The organism is Streptomyces sp. MUSC 14, from assembly GCF_001866675.1.
GTDB lineage: Bacteria > Actinomycetota > Actinomycetes > Streptomycetales > Streptomycetaceae > Streptomyces.
Map to the genome: position 1 here is coordinate 75,375 of NZ_MLYN01000007.1, position 18,289 is coordinate 93,663.

Annotated in this window: 16 protein-coding genes; 9 read left to right on the top strand and 7 right to left on the bottom strand. The window is 70.0% G+C overall.

Features of this window, described 5'->3' with window-relative positions; all coding sequences use genetic code 11:
- The first annotated feature begins 1 nt into the window (after position 1).
- The 3 genes from BIV25_RS01605 to BIV25_RS01615 all read left to right on the top strand — a co-directional run bounded on the left by BIV25_RS01605 (position 2) and on the right by BIV25_RS01615 (position 3,531).
- Positions 2-1,474, top strand: coding sequence for an ATP-binding protein (locus BIV25_RS01605; RefSeq protein WP_071370264.1), 1,473 nt, complete (start codon positions 2-4; stop codon positions 1,472-1,474).
- A gap of 462 nt (positions 1,475-1,936) precedes the next feature.
- Positions 1,937-2,182: an AlpA family transcriptional regulator gene (locus tag BIV25_RS01610; protein WP_071370265.1), complete on the top strand. Its 246-nt coding sequence runs from the start codon at positions 1,937-1,939 to the stop codon at positions 2,180-2,182.
- An 80-nt stretch (positions 2,183-2,262) separates the two neighbouring features.
- Positions 2,263-3,531: a site-specific integrase gene (locus BIV25_RS01615; protein WP_071370266.1), complete on the top strand. Its 1,269-nt coding sequence runs from the start codon at positions 2,263-2,265 to the stop codon at positions 3,529-3,531.
- A gap of 75 nt (positions 3,532-3,606) precedes the next feature.
- On the opposite strand, the gene BIV25_RS01620 is transcribed toward BIV25_RS01615, so the two are convergent.
- Positions 3,607-4,968, bottom strand: a complete 1,362-nt coding sequence (locus tag BIV25_RS01620; protein ID WP_071370601.1) for a glutamine synthetase family protein — start codon at positions 4,966-4,968, stop codon at positions 3,607-3,609.
- Positions 4,969-5,296: 328 nt separating this feature from the next.
- Here BIV25_RS01620 and BIV25_RS01625 point away from each other — a divergent pair, with 328 nt between their 5' ends.
- Positions 5,297-6,490: a globin domain-containing protein gene (locus BIV25_RS01625; protein ID WP_071370267.1), complete on the top strand. Its 1,194-nt coding sequence runs from the start codon at positions 5,297-5,299 to the stop codon at positions 6,488-6,490.
- A 5-nt stretch (positions 6,491-6,495) separates the two neighbouring features.
- Here BIV25_RS01625 and BIV25_RS01630 read toward each other — a convergent pair whose 3' ends face one another.
- Positions 6,496-7,341 (bottom strand): hypothetical protein, encoded by an 846-nt coding sequence (locus tag BIV25_RS01630; RefSeq protein WP_071370268.1) that lies wholly within the window; start codon positions 7,339-7,341, stop codon positions 6,496-6,498.
- Positions 7,342-7,387: 46 nt separating this feature from the next.
- Complete coding sequence (locus BIV25_RS01635) at positions 7,388-7,828, bottom strand: Rrf2 family transcriptional regulator (RefSeq protein ID WP_071370269.1); 441 nt, start codon at positions 7,826-7,828, stop codon at positions 7,388-7,390.
- Positions 7,829-7,972: 144 nt separating this feature from the next.
- Between BIV25_RS01635 and BIV25_RS01640 the strand changes: the two genes are divergently transcribed.
- The 5 genes from BIV25_RS01640 (at position 7,973) to BIV25_RS01660 (ending at position 13,299) form a co-directional block, all read left to right on the top strand.
- The gene (locus BIV25_RS01640; protein WP_071370270.1) at positions 7,973-8,662 is read left to right on the top strand and encodes a DUF3105 domain-containing protein; all 690 of its coding nucleotides are present in this window, start codon (positions 7,973-7,975) and stop codon (positions 8,660-8,662) included.
- Complete coding sequence (locus BIV25_RS01645) at positions 8,659-9,297, top strand: DUF305 domain-containing protein (RefSeq protein WP_071370271.1); 639 nt, start codon at positions 8,659-8,661, stop codon at positions 9,295-9,297. Before BIV25_RS01640 ends, BIV25_RS01645 begins: the two co-directional genes overlap by 4 nt.
- Before the next feature lie 270 nt (positions 9,298-9,567).
- The gene (locus BIV25_RS01650; RefSeq protein ID WP_071370272.1) at positions 9,568-11,517 is read left to right on the top strand and encodes a protease pro-enzyme activation domain-containing protein; all 1,950 of its coding nucleotides are present in this window, start codon (positions 9,568-9,570) and stop codon (positions 11,515-11,517) included.
- Between the two features lie 374 nt (positions 11,518-11,891).
- Entirely contained in the window at positions 11,892-12,437 is a 546-nt protein-coding gene (locus tag BIV25_RS01655; RefSeq protein WP_071370273.1) for a hypothetical protein, read from the top strand.
- Positions 12,438-12,831: 394 nt separating this feature from the next.
- Positions 12,832-13,299, top strand: coding sequence for a hypothetical protein (locus BIV25_RS01660; RefSeq protein WP_256255555.1), 468 nt, complete (start codon positions 12,832-12,834; stop codon positions 13,297-13,299).
- A 53-nt stretch (positions 13,300-13,352) separates the two neighbouring features.
- Here the strand turns inward: BIV25_RS01660 and BIV25_RS01665 are convergent, their stop codons facing one another.
- The 4 genes from BIV25_RS01665 to BIV25_RS01680 form a co-directional block, all read right to left on the bottom strand.
- The gene (locus BIV25_RS01665; RefSeq protein WP_071370274.1) at positions 13,353-14,570 is read right to left on the bottom strand and encodes an MFS transporter; all 1,218 of its coding nucleotides are present in this window, start codon (positions 14,568-14,570) and stop codon (positions 13,353-13,355) included.
- A 90-nt stretch (positions 14,571-14,660) separates the two neighbouring features.
- The gene (locus BIV25_RS01670; RefSeq protein WP_079176378.1) at positions 14,661-15,698 is read right to left on the bottom strand and encodes an endonuclease/exonuclease/phosphatase family protein; all 1,038 of its coding nucleotides are present in this window, start codon (positions 15,696-15,698) and stop codon (positions 14,661-14,663) included.
- Positions 15,699-15,886: 188 nt separating this feature from the next.
- Positions 15,887-16,528, bottom strand: a complete 642-nt coding sequence (locus tag BIV25_RS01675) for a TetR/AcrR family transcriptional regulator (protein WP_177235125.1) — start codon at positions 16,526-16,528, stop codon at positions 15,887-15,889.
- A gap of 95 nt (positions 16,529-16,623) precedes the next feature.
- Positions 16,624-18,210: an MFS transporter gene (locus BIV25_RS01680; protein WP_177235126.1), complete on the bottom strand. Its 1,587-nt coding sequence runs from the start codon at positions 18,208-18,210 to the stop codon at positions 16,624-16,626.
- Between the last annotated feature and the right edge of the window lie 79 nt (positions 18,211-18,289).

An 18,289-nucleotide genomic window follows, 5' to 3' on the forward strand; every position in this document is an offset into this window, starting at 1 on the left:
CGTGTCCGAGGACGAGAAGACACCGGCCCGCCAGATCATCACCGACTACGCACAAGCGCACTTCCGCTACTTCCGCACCCCCGACGGAACCGTGTACGCGCAGCGCAACGGCCACCCCGTCGCCCGCCCGATCCGCTCCCAGGGCACGACCGGCAGCCACCGCCAGGAACTCATGGTCGGCCTCTACCGCGACGGACTGGGCGTCTTCAACGGCAGCGCTCTCAAGGAGGCGTTGGACTTGATCGAAGCACTCGCGCTGAGCGAGGACGTACAGCCCGTGCACATCCGCGTCGCCCCGGGCTTCGACGGCGCGACATGGCTGGACCTGGGGCGCACCGACGGGCAGTCCGTCCGCATCCACCCCACCGGCTGGGACATCACCGTCCCCGACCCGCGCGAGGTGTGCTGGCGCCGCACCCAGCTAACCGGCGAACTCCCCCTGCCCGCCCGGGACTCCGACGGCAAGGGCATCGATCTGCTGCTGCGGCTGTGCAACTTCGCCACCGCAGAAACGGAGTGCCTGGCCATCGCCTGGCTGATCGGCTGCCTCGGACCGTCTGTGCCCGTCCCCGCCCCCTTCCTCACCGGCCCCCAGGGTGCCGGCAAGTCCACCGGCGGCCGAATGCTCGTAAGGGTCATTGAGGGCATGAGCGGCGACCTACGCCGCGCCCCGAAGGACGAGGAGAACCTGATCGCTGCTGTGGCGGCCGGCTGGGTCACCGCCCTGGACAACCTCTCCCACATGACCCCGGACCTGTCCGACGCCATGTGCTGCATCGTCACCGGCGCCGAGAACGTCAAGCGCGCTCTGTTCACCGACGGGGACGTGTTCCGCGCCCGCTACCGCCGCCCCCTGCTCCTGACCGGCATCGACGTCGGCGTCATCCGCCCCGACCTTGCGGAACGGCTCCTGCCGTTGCGTCTGGAACGGCCAAAGGTTCGGCGCACCGAGGCGGAACTGTGGGCGGAGTACGCGGAGGTTCTACCCGTCGTCCTCGGCTCCCTCCTCGACTTGACGGTCAAGATCCGTGCGGTTGAGGCGGAGACCCCCACCGACCTGCGCATGGCGGACTTCGCTCACCTGTGCGCGCAGCTCGACGCGGCAACCGGCCTCGGAGCGCTCACCGCCTACCGGGCCAGCCTGGACGACCTCAACGACGACGTCATTGAAGGCGACCTCCTGGCGCAGACCGTACTCAGGCACGCCGCAGACCTCGAACCGGGTGGAGATCAGAGGATGACCTCCACCGAGTGGCTGCACTGCCTCACCCGCCTTTACACCGGCGAGGACTTCCGCCCCTTGCCCAAGGGTTGGCCGACCACCGGCAAAGTCCTCTCCGACCGGCTCAAGCGTCTCCAGCCGACCCTCGCCGCCCGGGGCGTCCTCATCGACTCGGGCCGCACCAAAGAGGGCCGGTACATCGAGATGACCCGCTCGCACAGCGCGCCCGCGCACGAGCAGCAGACGTTCTGACCGGCACCGCCCCCCGACCGCACAAGCAAGAGGAGCACCACGGGCGAGGCGTGCTCCTCTTGCTGTTCGGCGGCGGCGCCGCCCTGCGATGGACGCGCCGCGAAGCGGCTCCTTCTTCACGCCTTGAGCCGCGCCGCACCACCACAGACACCCCCTCTCTTTTCCTAAGTGAGAAACGCTGCGTCACCTGCGTCACCAGGGCCTGGAAAACGACGGGTGACCTGCGCATACAGCGGTGACGCAGGACGGCGAAGTCTGCGTCACCTCGCGTCACCTGCGTCACCGATGACGGACAGCCTGCGTCACCGATGACGCACCCCCACCCCTCTGCGTCACCCAAAAACCGCAGGTCAGAAGGCCCGATTGACGCAGGTGACGCGGTGACGCAGAAATCCGCACCTCGGACACACGCGGAGTCCGAGGAACCCCCGAAGCCAATGCGACTCAACCTCTGAGGAACCCATGAGCCGAACCGGTTCCGCTCAACCCGACCCCCGCGCCATCCTCCGCAACGGCCTCCCCGACCGGTATCTGACGCCGGACGACATCGCCGAGATCTTCGAGGTGCCTAAAGAGACCGTCTACCAGTGGCGTAAGAAGCGCCTGGGCCCGCCCGGCTTCCGTATCGGCAAGCACGTGCGCTACGACCCCGCCGACGTGTACGCCTACGTCGCTCAACGCAAGAGCGTCATCCAAGACGCTGCCTAACCGAACACCGCCAGAGACAGCAGGGAGAGCCGCAAACCAGCGGCTCTCCCTGCTGCGTGTCGAGAGAGGACCGCTGCCTCATGGCAGGCCACATCCAAGACCGCTGGTACAAGACCGAGATCAACGCCAACGGCAAGAGCGTCCGGGTCAAGACCGACCGCTACGGGACCGGCTTGCGCTACCGCGCTCGTTACATCGGCCCCGACGGCACGGAGAAGAGCAAGTCGTTCCCCGACCGGCAGAAGCGACTGGCCGAGGATTGGCTTTCCCGCATCGAGGCGGACATGTCACGCGGTCAGTACGTCGACCCCGCCGCCAGCCGAGTCACGTTCCGGCAGTACGCCGAGAAGTGGCTGGGCACGCAAACCACCGAGATGACCACGCGAGAGTCAGTGGAGTCCGCGATTCGCGGCCATGCGATCCCCTATCTGGGACCGCGACCGCTCGGCTCCTTCAAGCCGGAACATATCCGGGACTGGCTCAGCGCACTGGAACGGGCCGTGCCTGCGTCGTCGTACCGGCGCGTGATCTACAACAACGTGTCGACGGTCCTCAACGCGGCTGTCGATGACGGTCACCTGTCGAAGAACCCGTGTCACGCGCAGTCGGTACGTCCCCCCGCCGCGGGAAGTGGCCGCGTTGTGCCGTGGAGCGCAGACCGCGTCTTCGCCGTACGCGCCGCACTGTCAGAGCAATATCGCGCGACGGTCGACCTCGGTGGCGGATGCGGACTCCGGCAAGGGGAGATCTTCGGGTTGCCCGTTGATGAAATCGGCTTCGATTCCGGATGGTTGCACATCAAGAACCAGGTGAAGGTGACGAAGGAGGGGCTCGTGTTCGCCCCGCCGAAGCGGAACAAGGTCCGCGACGTCCCGTTGCCGGACCGCGTAGCGCACGTCCTCAAGCAGCACATAGAAGCGTTCCCCCCGGTAGAGATCACTCTCCCCTGGCTCCGAGTGGACGGCCCGCCCGTCACGAAGCGGCTGCTGTTCACACGTCTCGACGGAGCGGGGGCGGTTCGGCGTAGCGACTTCAACGATCGGGCCTGGAAGCCTGCCCTCGTCGCCGCCGGGGTGATCCCCCGGCCGCAGCAGGGCGAGCGCCACCAAGCCGCGCGCGAACACGGCATGCACGCGCTCAGGCACTTCTATGCCTCGGTACTGCTGGACGCCGGCGAGAACGTCAAGGCGCTGAGTCACTACCTCGGCCACAACGATCCGGGGTTCACACTCCGCGTCTACACGCACCTCATGCCGAGCAGCGACGCGCGTGCCCGGAAGGCCGTGGACGGCTTGTACGCGGGCTCTGATCCGACGCCGGACGGCCCAGAGACGGCCCAGGGGCTGTGAGACGCCTTGGGGCCCACGGTCCGTGACCGTCGGCCCCAAGCGATCGTTTTAGCAGGAAGCCGCTCTGACCTGCGGTTACAGCACCGGCAGGTTCTTCCGCAGCTCGAACGCGGTGACCTCCGAGCGGTACTCGTGCCACTCGGCCTGCTTGTTGCGCAGGAAGAAGTCGAAGACGTGCTCGCCGAGGGTCTCGGCGACGAGGTCGCTGCGTTCCATCAGGGCGAGGGCCTCGCCCAGGTTCTGGGGCAGGGGCTCGATGCCCATCGCGCGGCGTTCGGCGTCGGACAGGGCCCAGACGTCGTCCTCGGCGCCGGGCGGGAGCTCGTAGCCCTCCTCGATGCCCTTCAGGCCGGAGGCCAGGAGCAGGGCGTAGGCCAGGTACGGGTTGGCGCCCGAGTCCAGGGAACGGACCTCCACGCGCGCGGAGCCGGTCTTGCCGGGCTTGTACATGGGGACGCGGACCAGGGCGCTGCGGTTGTTGTGGCCCCAGCAGATGTACGACGGGGCCTCGCCGCCGGCGCCGGCCGTGCGCTCGGAGCCGCCCCAGATGCGCTTGTAGGAGTTCACCCACTGGTTGGTGACCGCCGAGATCTCCGCCGCGTGCTTGAGCAGACCCGCGATGAAGGAACGGCCGACCTTGGAGAGCTGGTACTCGGCGCCCGACTCGTAGAACGCGTTGCGGTCGCCCTCGAAGAGGGACAGGTGGGTGTGCATGCCGGAGCCCGGGTGCTCGGAGAAAGGCTTCGGCATGAAGGTCGCCTGCACCCCCTGCTCCAGGGCCACCTGCTTCATGACCAGGCGGAACGTCATGATGTTGTCGGCCGTGGAGAGCGCGTCGGCGTAGCGCAGGTCGATCTCCTGCTGGCCGGGGGCGCCCTCGTGGTGGGAGAACTCGACCGAGATGCCCATCGACTCCAGCATGGTGATCGCCTGGCGGCGGAAGTCCATGCCGACGTTGGTCGGGGTGTGGTCGAAGTAGCCCGAGTTGTCGGCCGGGGTGGGGCGGGTGCCGTCCAGCGGGCGGTCCTTCAGCAGGAAGAACTCGATCTCCGGGTGGGTGTAGAAGGTGAAGCCCAGGTCGGAGGTGCGGGCCAGGGCGCGCTTGAGGACGTAGCGCGGGTCGGCGAAGGACGGGGAGCCGTCCGGCATGAGGATGTCGCAGAACATGCGGGCGGTACCGGGGGTCTCGGCGCGCCAGGGCAGGACCTGGAAGGTGGAGGGGTCCGGCTTGGCGATCATGTCGGACTCGTAGACGCGGGCGAAGCCCTCGATGGCGGAGCCGTCGAAGCCGATGCCCTCGTCGAAGGCCTGCTCCAGCTCGGCGGGGGCCACGGCGACGGACTTGAGGAAGCCCAGCACGTCCGTGAACCACAGCCGTACGAACCGGATGTCGCGCTCCTCCAACGTCCGGAGCACGAACTCCTGCTGCTTGTCCATCTTCCGCTTCCCCATCCTTGCTGGTCAGGCCGTCTCCACGCGCGAGCGCGGGAGACGGTCGGGCACCCGAGCATCACACCACGACAGCGTTTCGAGCGCGTTGCGGACCTTGATCGCCCGAGCGTCCTCGGCCTGAACGGCTCTCGTACGACAGGTGTACTGCCGTCTCTCGCCCATCTTGCCCGCTCGGACCGGCATTCGTCATGGCCGGATCCACGCGGGACGTGAGGCAGGCCACGCCCATTTAATTTGCATCTCAAATGCAAGTTTTTATAGCGTGGCGATCAGTCGGGATGTGAAGAGATCCGGCGCGATCCGAGGAGATCCGATGCTGTCCGAGCAGTCCGCGAGCACCGTCCGCGCCACCCTTCCCGCCGTCGGGGCGGCCATCGGCGAGATCACCGAGCGCTTCTACACCCGGCTCTTCGCGGCCCACCCCGAGCTGCTGCGCGACCTGTTCAACCGGGGCAACCAGGCCTCCGGCGCCCAGAAGCAGGCGCTCGCCGGCTCCATCGCCGCGTTCGCCACGCATCTCGTCCAGCACCCGGACCAGCGGCCCGACGCCATGCTCGGCCGGATCGCGCACAAGCACGCCTCCCTGGGCGTGGCCCCCGAGCACTACCCGATCGTCCACGAGCACCTCTTCGCCGCGATCGTCGAGGTCCTCGGCGCGGCCGTCACGCCCGGGGTGGCCGCCGCCTGGGACGAGGTCTACTGGCTGATGGCCAACGCGCTCATCGCCGTCGAGAAGCGGCTGTACGAGGAGAGCGGCAGCACCGAGCGGCGGCCGTGGGAGGTCGTGGAGCGCGTCGAGGAGACGTCGGACGTCGTCACCTTCCGGCTGCGCCCGGCCGACGGCGGCCCGGTGCGCGGCTTCCGGGCCGGCCAGTACGTCTCCGTCCAGGTCGAACTGCCCGACGGCGCCTGCCAGATACGGCAGTACAGCCTGTCCGGCGCGCCGGACGACACCGTGCGCCAGTTCAGCGTCAAGCGCGTACCGGGCGACGGGGCGGCGCCCGACGGCGAGGTCTCGAACCACCTCCACGCGCGCGTGCGGGCCGGTGACGTCGTGCACCTGTCCGAGCCGTACGGCGACCTCACCCTCGGCGACACCGAGGACCGCCCGCTGCTGCTCGCCTCCGCGGGTATCGGGGTGACCCCGATGGTCGCGATGCTCGCCGCGCTGGCCGCCGACGGCCACCAGGCGCCGGTCACCGTCGTGCACGGCGACCGCTCCCCCGCCGGCCACGCCCTGCGCACCGACCACGAGGCCTACGCCGCGAAGCTCCCGGACGCCTCGGTCCACCTCTTCTACGAGCGCGACGCCGAGCCCGGCACCCGCACCGGCCTGGTCGACCTCGCCGACGTGGCCGTGGCCCCCGGCACGCGCGCGTACCTGTGCGGCCCGCTGCCCTTCATGCGCGCGGTCCGCACCCAGCTGATCGACAAGGGCGTGGCCCCTGCCGACATCCACTACGAGGTGTTCGGTCCGGACCTGTGGCTGGCGCAGCAGGCCGGCTGACGGGATCAGCCCCGGTCGTGTCCGGCGGCCGCCTCGGTCACCTGGGTCATCAGGGGCTGGAGCCTGTCGACCAGGTTCTGCCGGTCGGAGCCGCGGCCGTCGGACCACTGGGCGAGGCCGACCACCAGCAGCCTGGAGCGGCCCGCGAAGGACTGCACCAGGGCGCTGTCCGCCGGCAGCGTCCGCAGACCGGATCCGGCGGGCGGCGCCAGCACGCCCACCTCGTCGTCCGTGGGGCGCGAGCCCAGGGCGGTGACCAGGTGGACGACATCGACCGGGTCCTTCATGCCGAAGGCGACGATCGTGTACTGGTTGTCCGACGCGTCCTTGTAGAGGGCCCCGATCACGCCACGGCAGCCCTTGCTCGCCTCGATCAGCGCGGTCAGGTTCGGGCCGACCATGCCCGAGCCGGTGCAGTGCGGTCCGCCCGACTGCCCGACCTTGGTGTAGCCGGCGACCCGGGCCGGGAACGCCTGGTCCGCGGTGACCATCGACAGCGGCGCCGCGGACGACCGCGCAGGCCGCTCCGCGGGGACGGCCGAGGCGCGCGCCGCAACCTTGTCGGCCGCTTCGCCGGCCGTCCCCTGCCGCGTCCCGTGCCCCGCGCTCAGCCAGAATCCCGCCCCGGCGACCACGGCCGCGGCTCCGGCGACGACGACCGTGGCCGCCACAAGCCTGCGGCGCCGCGGACGCCCCGGGGTCGCCTCGCGCCGGGTCGCGCCCGGCTCACGGCTCCCCGCGCCGGACTCGTGGCTCTCCTCGGCCGGCCGCCGGATCCCCCTGCTCTGCTCGAACTCCCTGACGAACTCGTTCCACCGTTCGTCGTCCGTCCCCTTGTTCCCCTCCGTCACGCGCGCACCGTAGCGCCCGCCGGTGAACGCCGAGCGGCACAGGCCGTCAGCCGACCGGCGCCCGGGAGATCCCCAGCAGCAGGGGTCCCGTCGGCTCCGCGACGATCTCCCCGATCGTGATCGGGTCCAGGCTGGCGTAGAACGCCTCCTGGGCCTGCCGCAGCGCGCCCCGCAGCCGGCAGCCGGAGCGCAGCGGGCACGGTGTCGCGCCCTCGCACTCGACCACGTCACCGTCGCCCTCGAAGACGCGCACGACCGCGCCCACCGACGCCGTACGGCCCTTCTCGGTGAGCGCGAGGCCGCCGCCCCGGCCGCGCCGGGCGTCCACCAGGCCCAGGTGCTGGAGTTCGGCGACGACCTTCGCGGCATGCGTGTAGGGCACGTCCATGTCCGCCGCCACCTGGCGGGTGGTGGGCGTGACGTCGGCGGTGACGGCGAGTCGCATCAGGACCCGCAGGGCCAGGTCGGTGGAGCGCAGGAGCCGCATACGGCGAGCCTAGGTAATACGCATCCAGGGTTCAAATTAACTGATTGCCGTCGTGCCCTACGGTGCGGCACGGGTCGCCCAGTACGATCAGCACACCCCGCACCCCACCCACACGCCCCTTTCCCCCAGAAGGACACACGCCTCATGGGTTCCGCCAAGAACAGCAGCAGTGCGGCGCGCGCGGCGCGCATAGAGGAGATGCGACGTGCGGAGCGCGCCCGCGAGCGCCGCAACCGGATCCTGGTCGTCGCCGCGAGCGTGGTGGTCGTCGCCGGCCTCGTGGTCGGCGGGGTGGTCCTCGTGAACTCCCAGTCCTCCTCGGCCAAGACGTCGGACACGGCGAGCGACGGCAAGAACGGCGGGACCTCCGGTGACTCCGGACACTTCGTCAAGGGCAAGGACGGGGTGATGACCTGGAGCGGCACCCTGTCGCGCACGCACGTGACGACGAAGGTGTCGTACCCGATGCGCCCGCCGGTCGGCGGCAACCACAACCCGGTCTGGCTGAACTGCAACGGTGACGTCTACACCGAGCCGGTGCAGGACGAGAACGCCGTGCACGCGCTGGAGCACGGCGCCGTCTGGGTGACGTACACCGCCAAGGCGAGCAAGGCGGACGTCGACGCGCTCGCGGCGAAGGTGAAGCAGACGCCGTACTCGCTGATGAGCCCGTACGAGGACCAGGCCGCGCCGCTGATCCTGTCGGCCTGGGGTCATCAGGTGACCGTGCAGAGCGCGAAGGACCCCGAGGTCGCCAAGTTCTTCCAGACGTACGTGCAGGGCCAGCAGACGCCCGAGCCGGGTGCCTCGTGCACCGGCGGAGTCATGAAGTGACCCGCCGGCGCATCGGCTGGATCGCCGGGGCCGCGGCGGCGGTGCTCGTCGCGGCCGGCGGGGTCACGTACGCGGTCGCCGAGGATTCGGGCGGCGGTACGACGCAGCTGACGGTGCCCGGCGCGGAGTCGGCGGACGCCGGCTTCGCCCGGGACATGGCCGTGCACCACCAGCAGGCCGTCGAGATGTCGTACATCGTCCGCGACCGCACGACGAACGCGGACGTCCGGCGGCTCGCCTACGACATCGCGCAGACGCAGGCCAACCAGCGCGGCATGCTGCTCGGCTGGCTGGATCTGTGGGGGCTGCCGAAGGTGTCGGCCAAGCCGCCGATGGCCTGGATGGGCATGGGCGACATGCCCGAGCGCGGCGACGGCTCGCTGATGCCGGGGATGGCGACCGATACGGAGCTGAAGAAGCTCCAGTCGCTGAGCGGGAAGCAGGCCGAGGTCTTGTACCTCCAGCTGATGACGGACCACCACAAGGGCGGCATCCACATGGCCGAGGGGTGTGTGGCCAGGTGCACGGTCGGCGTGGAGAAGCGGCTCGCGCAGGGCATGGTCGACGCCCAGCAGTCGGAGCTCGAGGTGATGGCCGGGATGCTCAAGGAGCGGGGCGCGAAGCCGCGTTCGTGACCGCGAATGTGAAGAGCGGGCGAGCAGTTGTGAACAGCGGACAAGCGGTTTCGTAACGCAGCCGTAAGGATAAAGAGGCTCAAATCGCCCCACCTGACGGTTACTTGAGCGTCTCTTGACCTTTCCGTTCCCCTGGCATGAACGGTTCATCGGAGAGAGTGACCCCCATCGTGTGATCCATACGGCCGGCTGAACCGCCGCCGGGCCGGCACGCGGACCGCATGACGTACCGACCACGACATGCATGCGAACCGCATCGCAGGGGGTTCTATGAGATCCAACCGCGCCAAGCTGCGCACCGTGAGCATGGCAGCGACGCTGCCCATGATCGCCGGTGCGCTGGCGCTGGGCATACCCGCGGCCCACGCCGCGGACAGCCCCGCTCGTCAGTCCCTGAAGGGCACCAAGCCCCTCTGGGCGACGGCCAAGGCGGACAAGGGTGCGACCGCGAACAGCGCCCAGGTGAACGCCAAGGTCTATCTGGCCGGCAAGGACGCGGCGGGCCTCGCCGCGTACGCCAAGGCCGTGTCCGACCCCAGCTCGCCGCTGTTCGGCAAGTACCTGAGCGCCAAGACGACGCAGGCCCGCTTCGGGGCCACCAAGGCCCAGGTGGCCGCGGTCAAGTCCTGGCTGACGTCGGCCGGCCTGAAGGTCACCGAGGTCACCCAGCACTACGTCGCCGTCTCCGGTGACGTGGCCGCCGCCGAGAAGGCGTTCGGCACCCAGCTGCACAACTACACCAAGGGTGCGAAGACCTACCGCGCCCCCGCGCAGGCCGCCTCGGTCCCGGCCGGCCTCCAGGGTGCCGTCCTGACCGTCACCGGCCTGGACAGCGCCCCGCACATGGCCAACCACGACGACACGCTGCCGGCGCCGGACGCCGTGTTCAAGAACGCCGGCCCGTTCTCGTCGTACTACGGCTCGAAGACCGCGAGCACGCTGCCGGACGCGTACGGCCAGAAGATCCCGTACGCCGTCAAGGGCTACACGGGCAAGCAGCTGCGCGCCGCCTACGGTGCCGGCAGCTACACCGGCAAGGGCGTCCGCGTCGCCATCACCGACGCCTACGCCTCGCCGACCATCGCCTACGACGCCGGCACGTACGCGGCGAAGAACGGCGACCAGGCCTGGAAGACCAGCCAGCTGCACCAGTCGCTGCCGGACAACTGGACCAGGACCACCGAGTGCAAGGCGGCCGGCTGGTACGGCGAGGAGACCCTCGACGTCGAGGCCGTGCACGCCGTGGCCCCGAACGCCGACGTCACGTACGTCGGTGCGGCCTCCTGCTACGACGACGACCTGCTCGGCGCGCTCAGCAAGGTGGTCGACAACCACCTCGCCGACATCGTGTCCAACTCCTGGGGCGACGTCGAGGCCAGCCAGACCCCGGACCTCGCGGCCGCCTACGACCAGGTCTTCCAGCTGGGCGCGGTGCAGGGCATCGGCTTCTACTTCTCCTCCGGCGACAACGGCGACGAGGTCGCCAACACCGGCACGAAGCAGGTCGACACCCCGGCCAACTCCGCCTGGGTGACCGCGGTCGGCGGTACGTCCCTGGCCGTCGGCAAGGGCGACAAGTACCAGTGGGAGACCGGCTGGGGCACCGAGAAGGCCTCGCTGTCGGCCGACGGCAAGAGCTGGACGGGCTTCCCCGGCGCCTTCACCTCGGGCGCGGGCGGCGGCACCAGCAAGACGGTGGCGCAGCCGTACTACCAGAAGGGCGTCGTCCCGGACGCGCTCGCGAAGGCGAACGGCACCACCGCCAACCGCGTCGTCCCGGACATCGCGGCCATCGCCGACCCGAACACCGGTTTCCTGGTCGGCCAGACCCAGACCTTCCCTGACGGGTCGCAGCAGTACAGCGAGTACCGCATCGGCGGCACGTCGCTGGCCGCGCCGACCATCGCGGCCATCCAGGCCCTGGCCCAGGAGGCGCGCGGCAAGGCGATCGGCTTCGCCAACCCGACGATCTACGCCGACTACGGCAAGAAGGGCGTCTTCCACGACGTCACGGACAACCCGACCGGCTCCGGCCTGGCGGTCGCCCGCGTGGACTTCACCAACGGCCTGGACGCCTCCGGCGGCCTGCTGTACTCGGTCCGCAGCCTCGGCAAGGACAGCTCCCTGTCCGCGACGAAGGGCTACGACGACGTGACGGGCGTCGGCTCCCCGGCGGACGGCTACGTGCAGTCGTACGCGAAGGCCGCGAAGAAGCACTGACGCTCCACCGAGCGGCGGGGGCGTGGGGTCCTGACGGACCCCACGCCCCCTTCCTTCTTTTCCGGGGCACGAGCCTTGCGGCGGGACCGTTTAGCACGACTCGCCCCACCACATAAGCACCGACACGTTTTGACGACGGGTGAGAGGGGGTCCACAGATCACCCCGAAGGGCTAATAGTATTTCAATCCCACCTTTTCTGCGGCGAATTGACCTCCTGTCGCCCCCCGCGAAACGCGGTACCCGGCGCCATAAATACCCCGATTGGCGCTCTGGTGGCACTCTCCTGAAATTGCCGACATCTCAGATCTCAGTACTTTTGATCTCGAACCGGCCGACGGTCGGCATCTCCGAGAGACGAGACAGGAGCACCACAATGAAGCTCGCCCGTTCCACCATGATGGCAGGCGCCGTCGCAGGCGCTGCGGGTCTTGCCGTGACCGGCATCACCTACGCCTCCGCGGCCTCCGCCCCAGCCCCCCAGGCGGCCCCGGCCGCCGCCGTCTCCGCCCCCCTCGGCGGCAACGGCAACAACAACAACCAGAACAACAACAACGACAACTGGGGCAAGGGCAACGAGGGCAAGGGCAACGAGGGGCGCGGGGGCGGTGAGCGCAGGGAGCACAGGGAGGGCCGCGTCTTCATCAACGAGCGGTCCTACTCCGCGCACCCCGGCGACTGCATCACCGTCGTCAGCGGCCTGGGTGCCAGGAGCCTGAACATCCGCAACGACAGCCACCGGACCGTTGAGGTGTTCCGTGGGGCGGTCTGCGACAACGGCGCTCCGATCGCCACCGTCGGCCCCTTCAGCGACAGCAACGGCGTGCACGCGTGCCCGCCCGAGGGCGTCCACGTCAAGGACGGTGTGCTGGCCAGCTTCCGTGTGGTCCGGCACCACCGGCACGGCGGCGACTGGGACTAGTCCGACGCCGGCCCAGTGATGCGGAACCCCGGCCCGCCGCAATCGGGCCGGGGATTCCGTCCCCGCCATTGTCCGACAACCCCGCGCCGCGCACACCCTGCCGAGCCGCACGCCAGGCACTTCAGCCTGTCGTACGGGCGTCCGTCCCTGCCCTCGCCAGCCGACCCTTCCTGGTGCCAACCACCCGAACGCCTCCTGTGGGCGCTACCCCCGTGGCGTGGCCGCCGGCCTCCTTCCCCGGCGTAACCCCACCCCGAACGGGTGAGAAAGGACGCGCACGGCATCTCGGCGAAAGCGGTACGGCGCAGTGGTCGTCCCGGCCTCCCCGCCCGCTGTCCGGCGGGCGGGGAGGCACCCTTCGTATCCGCGACACCGCAGGATGAGCGAGGTGAGCATGCGCCTGGTGGAGGACACGAGCGACGACACCTACGTCCTGGACATCCTCGACATCACGTTGACCCCCGCATTGCCGTGGCTCGGGCGCCAGGTCCGTTGGGAGATGAGCGGTCGCCTCAAGGAAACCGTCGACCTGACCCGGGTCACCTGCAATGTGATCATGAAGTTCGGTCCGGTGAAGATGCTGGACCGCAGCTACCGGCTGCCCGACCTGCTGGCGCGCATAGGAGCGAGACTGCCCGGTGACCCGAGGCTGCCGGCCGGGCCGTGGCAGCAGACGTGGACGCTTCGGATTCCCGAGACGGTGCCGGTGGCCCGGCACCGGATCCGGCTGCGCGCACGGACGGGAAGCGGGAAGAACTTCCTCGCCCTGGACATCCCTGTGGACTTCAGCTGCAAGTTCCGTCCGGTCGCGGCGACCTGCGGCGGCAGCTCGCGCGTGCTGCACAGCACACGCCGCCGCTGACCGTCGGTCCTGCCTGCCCGTCCCGGGACGGGCAGGCAGGACCGGGGCCGGAGTCAGTGGTGCAGCGCCGCCGGCTCGTCCGGCACGTGGGAGGTGACGATCCGCCCCGCCGAGGGGGTCCCCCGGCGCCGGTCCACCGCGTACGCCACGCTCGCCACGCCCAGCCCCAGTACGGCCAGGGCCGCGCCGGCCGGTGCCGGGGACGTGACGCCGAAGCCGGCCGCGATGGCCAGGCCGCCGATCCAGGCGCCGCCGGCGTTGGCCAGGTTGAAGGCCGCCTGGTTGGCCGAGGAGGCCAGGGACGGGGCCGCCGAGGCCTTCTCCATGACCATCAGCTGGAGCGGGGAGCCGGTGATGAACGCCGCCGTGCCCAGCAGGGTCACCGCCAGGGCCGCGCTCCACTCCGCCCGCATCAGCAGCGGGAACAGCGCCAGCACCGCGCCGAGCGACGCCAGGCCGCCGAAGAGCGTACCGCGCAGGGAGTGGTCCGCCAGCCGGCCGCCCAGCAGGTTGCCGGCCGTCGCGCCCACCCCGAACAGGGCCAGGAGCAGGGTCACGTTCGACTCGGCGAAGCCGGCCGACTCCGTCAGCATCGGGGTGACGTAGCTGTACGCCGCGAAGAGCGCGCCGAAGCCCGCCACCGTCGTGCCGAGAGCCAGCCAGACCGGCAGCGACCGCAGCGCCGCCAGTTCGCCGCGCAGGCCCGTCGACGGGGCGGCGTGGCCGCCGTCCCGCGGGATCAGCAGGGCGAGCGCGGCGATGGCCGCGAGGCCGATCACGCTCACGCCGAGGAAGGTCGCCCGCCAGCCGAGGTGCTGGCCCATCAGCGTGGCCGCCGGGACGCCCGCGATGTTGGCGACGGTCAGGCCGAGGAACATCAGCGACACGGAGCGGGCCTTGCGCTCCGGGGCGACCATCGAGGTCGCGACGACCGCGCCGACGCCGAAGAAGGCGCCGTGCGGCAGGCCGCTGAGGAAGCGGGCCGCGAGGAGCGAGTCGTTGCCCGGGGCGAACGCCGACAGGGCGTTGCCCACGACGAACAGTCCCATCAGGGCGATCAGGACCGTGCGGCGGGACATCCGGGCCGTCACGGCGGCGAGCAGCGGGGCGCCGATCACGACGCCCAGCGCGTACGCCGAGACCAGGTGTCCGGCCGCGGGGATGGAGATGTGCAGGTCGTCCGCGACGTCGGGCAGCAGGCCCATCATCACGAACTCGGTCGTACCGATTCCGAACGCGCCGACGGCCAGGGCGAGCAGGGCCAGGGGCATGAAGGGCCTGTGCCTTTCAGGGGAGAGGGGTTCCGTACAGTCTAAGTTCAGCTACGGAACAAAGTCTCTCGGGCCCGGTATTCCGACGGGTTACGACGACGTGTCCAGCTTCACACGGGCCGCCACCGGGAGGTGGTCGCTGCCCGTGCGCGGCAGGGTCCAGGAGCTCGTGGGCTGGATGCCCTTGACCATGATCTGGTCGATCCGCGCCATCGGGAACGACGCCGGCCAGCTGAACCCGAATCCGCTGCCCGCCGCGCCCTGCGTGGAGCGCATCTGGGACGTGACCGCGTTGAGCGAGCGGTCGTTCATCGTACCGTTCAGATCGCCGAGCAGGATCACGCGCTTCAGCGGCTCGTGGGCGATGGCCTCCCCCAGCGCGTCGGCGCTCGTGTCGCGCTGCCGCGCGGTGAAGCCGGCCTCCACCTTCACCCGGACCGAGGGCATGTGGGCGACGTACACCGCGACCGGGCCCTCGGGCGTCGTCACGGTGGCGCGCATCGCGCGCTTCCAGCCGAGCCTGATGTCGACGGCCTGGACGTCGGTCATCGGGTACTTGCTCCACAGCCCGACCGTGCCGACGACCGCGTGGTACTTGTACGTCGGCGCGAGCGCCTTCTCGTAGACGGGTACGGCGGTGTTCGGGACCTCCTCCAGGGCGAGCACGTCGGCGCCGGAGGCGGCGACGGCGGTGGCGGTCCCGGTGGGGTCGGGGTTCTCGGCGTTGACGTTGTGCGTGGCCACCATCAGGTTGCCGCCCGACCCGGTCCGGTCGATGACCAGCCCGCCGAAGAGGTTCAGCCACACGATCACCGGGAGGAGCAGCGCGAGCAGGGCCGTCGCCGACTTGCGGAGCACGGCGCAGACCAGCAGGAGCGGGATGGCGAGGCCCAGCCAGGGCAGGAAGGTCTCCGTGAGGCTGCCGAGGTTGCCCACCTGGTTGGGGATGTGCGAGTGCAGCAGCATCACCAGGGCCAGCAGGAGCGCGAGGACCGCGAGGACGATGCCCCGGCGCCAGATACGCGGGTCGCCGCGCCAGCCGGTGAACAGGCGTCGGAGCCGGGATCCAGGTCGCTTCGGCCCCGAGCCGTCGCCCACCGTCTCCGAAACGTACGCCTGCTGCGCCATACCGTCTGCCTCACTGCCTGCCGTGCACGCCGTCGTTCCCCCGCGCCGTTGTCGACCCTAGGGGATGTCCGGCTCTGTTCCCGCCGTCCCGTGACGGCCGTACGGAAGTCGAGGACGAACGGGTCGGGGCCGCGAGTTCCGTTCCCCCTGGGACAGGCGGGGTCTGTGACGAAACGCGCACATGGATGCTACGAGGCTGTCGACCTGACGGGACGTAGGCCTTCGAGGACCGTGTCGACGATGTCCTCCGCGAGGCCCTCGGGCAGCTCGCCCTCGGGGCGCAGGGTGCTGCGGACGAGCATGGCGCCGACGAACAGGTCGTTGGCCAGTTCGAGGTCGACGTCCGGCCGGAGTTCGCCGCTCTCCTGCCCCCGACGCAGCACCTGCATGACGAGCTCGCGGCGGGGGGCGACGACGCCGGCGTGGTACGCGGACCAGATCTTGGGGCTGGACTTCATCTGGGCGTACACGTTGTGCAGGATCGCCGAGGATCGGGTGGCGAGGCCGCGCTGCCGCAGGGACTCCAGCAGGGCGACCAGGTCGTCACGCAGGCCGGTGCCGGGGAGTTCGGGGTCGGGGGGCTCGGCGGCGCGCACGACGTCGATGAACAGCTCGTCCTTGCCGTTCCAGCGGCGGTAGATGGTGGCCTTGCCGACCCCGGCCGTGCGGGCGACGCGCTCGATGGAGAGCTCGGCGAGGGGGACGCCCTCCTCCAGGAGCTTCATCACGCCTTCGAGGATGGCGCGCTCGACGGCCTCGCTGCGGGGCCTGCCCCGTGCGGGTCCGCAGGGTCGCGGCGGGTTGTCGGTGCCGGTGTCGGCAAGGCTCACGTCGGTTCCGTCCTCTCACTGCGCTGCGGGAATTGTCCCGCAGCCGCCTCCTTCCCCCGTGGCTGTGTCGATCCGTATCAGTCTGTGGCTGCTGCTCAGTCCGCCGCTACGACCAACTCCGGCTCTTTCTCGCCCTCTTGGCCCGCCGTCGGCCTGCCCGGCAGGAACAGAACGGTCACCACGGCGCCGATCAGCGCGACACCCGTTCCGCACAGCGCGGTGACGTGCATGGCGTGCAGGAACGCGTCGTTGGCGGGGGTGACGAGGGCCTTGCCCCGCGGGCCGAGCCTGCCGGCGATGCCGAGGGTGGCCTCGATGGACTCGCCGGCCTTCTCGCGCAGGGCGGGCGGCAGCAGGCCGAGCTTGCCCTCGACGCCGTTGCGGTACGACGTGGCGAGCACCGAGCCGAGTACGGCGATGCCGAGCGCGCCGCCGACCTGGCGGAAGGTGTTGCTCAGCGCCGAGGCCGAACCGGCCTTCTCGCGCGGCAGGGCCTGCATGATGACGACCGAGGTCGGCGTCATGATGTGCGCCATGCCGGTGCCCATGAGGAAGAAGATCACCTCCAGCAGCCAGATCGGGGTGTCGGCCTCGAAGGTGGCGAACGCGGCGAGCGTCGCGGCGATCAGCACCAGGCCCGCGGTGGTGGTGGCCCGGTTGCCGAACCGGTCGACCACCAGCCGGGCACGCGGCGCGAAGATCATCTGCGCGGCGGCCAGCGGCAGCATCAGCACACCGGACTCCAGCGGCGAGTAGCCGCGCACGCTCTGGGTGTAGAAGACCGAGAAGAAGGTGACGCCCATCAGCGCGAAGAAGACCAGCGCGATGGCGGCCATGGCGGCCGAGAAGACCCTGTTCTTGAAGTAGGTGACGTCGAGCGACGGGTGGTCGCTGCGCTTTTCGAAGATCACGAAGGCGACGAGGACGACGACACCGGCGCCGGCCGTCGCGAGCACCTTCGGGTCGGTGAAGTCGGCCAGTTCGCCGCCCTTGATGATGCCGTAGACCAGCAGGACGAGGCCGACGACGGACAGGACCACGCCGATCGGGTCGAGGCGCCCCGGGCTCGGGTCGCGGGAGTCGGGCACCAGCCAGGCCATCAGGACCAGCGCGACGATCACGATGGGCACGTTGACGAGGAAGACCGAGCCCCACCAGAAGTGGTCGAGGAGGGCGCCGCCGGTGATCGGGCCGATGGCGATGGCGAGGCCGACGCCGCCGGCCCAGATGCCGATGGCCTTCGGCTGCTCCTCGCGCTCGAAGACGTTCATCAGGACGGCGAGCGTGGCGGGCATCACGAAGGCGGCACCGAGGGCCATCAGCGCGCGGAACGCGATCAGCTGGGCCGGGGAGCCGGACTCGGCGGCCAGCGCGGAGCCGATGCCGAACACGGCGATGCCGCCGATCAGCACCTTCTTGCGGCCGAGGCGGTCGCCGACGAGGCCGGCCGTGAACAGCAGGCCGGCGAAGACGAGGGTGTAGGCGTTGATCGCCCACTCGATCTGCCCCTGGCTGGCACCGAGGCCGACGGGCGCCGGGGTGGAGATGGTCTTGATGGCGACGTTCAGGATCGAGTTGTCGAGCACCACGATGAGCAGGCTCAGCATCAGGACGCCGAGGATCGCCCAACGGCGCCGGTGCACCGCTTCCGGTATCCGGGAGGCAGGGACGGGACTTGTCATGTGTTCGAGGCTACGTTTATTTCGATACGGAACGGTCTCGTATCTAATTCCTTTACCAAGGCCTTACGCGAGAGCGGAT

Excerpts from the sequence above, each read along its gene's own strand:
- BIV25_RS01610 (WP_071370265.1), top strand. The coding sequence starts at position 1,937 with ATGAGCCGAACCGGTTCCGCTCAACCCGACCCCCGCGCCATCCTCCGC.
- BIV25_RS01615 (WP_071370266.1), top strand. The coding sequence starts at position 2,263 with ATGGCAGGCCACATCCAAGACCGCTGGTACAAGACCGAGATCAACGCC.
- BIV25_RS01620 (WP_071370601.1), bottom strand. The coding sequence starts at position 4,968 with ATGGACAAGCAGCAGGAGTTCGTGCTCCGGACGTTGGAGGAGCGCGAC.
- BIV25_RS01625 (WP_071370267.1), top strand. The coding sequence starts at position 5,297 with ATGCTGTCCGAGCAGTCCGCGAGCACCGTCCGCGCCACCCTTCCCGCC.
- BIV25_RS01635 (WP_071370269.1), bottom strand. The coding sequence starts at position 7,828 with ATGCGGCTCCTGCGCTCCACCGACCTGGCCCTGCGGGTCCTGATGCGA.
- BIV25_RS01640 (WP_071370270.1), top strand. The coding sequence starts at position 7,973 with ATGGGTTCCGCCAAGAACAGCAGCAGTGCGGCGCGCGCGGCGCGCATA.
- BIV25_RS01650 (WP_071370272.1), top strand. The coding sequence starts at position 9,568 with ATGAGATCCAACCGCGCCAAGCTGCGCACCGTGAGCATGGCAGCGACG.
- BIV25_RS01655 (WP_071370273.1), top strand. The coding sequence starts at position 11,892 with ATGAAGCTCGCCCGTTCCACCATGATGGCAGGCGCCGTCGCAGGCGCT.
- BIV25_RS01660 (WP_256255555.1), top strand. The coding sequence starts at position 12,832 with ATGCGCCTGGTGGAGGACACGAGCGACGACACCTACGTCCTGGACATC.
- BIV25_RS01665 (WP_071370274.1), bottom strand. The coding sequence starts at position 14,570 with ATGCCCCTGGCCCTGCTCGCCCTGGCCGTCGGCGCGTTCGGAATCGGT.
- BIV25_RS01670 (WP_079176378.1), bottom strand. The coding sequence starts at position 15,698 with ATGGCGCAGCAGGCGTACGTTTCGGAGACGGTGGGCGACGGCTCGGGG.
- BIV25_RS01680 (WP_177235126.1), bottom strand. The coding sequence starts at position 18,210 with ATGACAAGTCCCGTCCCTGCCTCCCGGATACCGGAAGCGGTGCACCGG.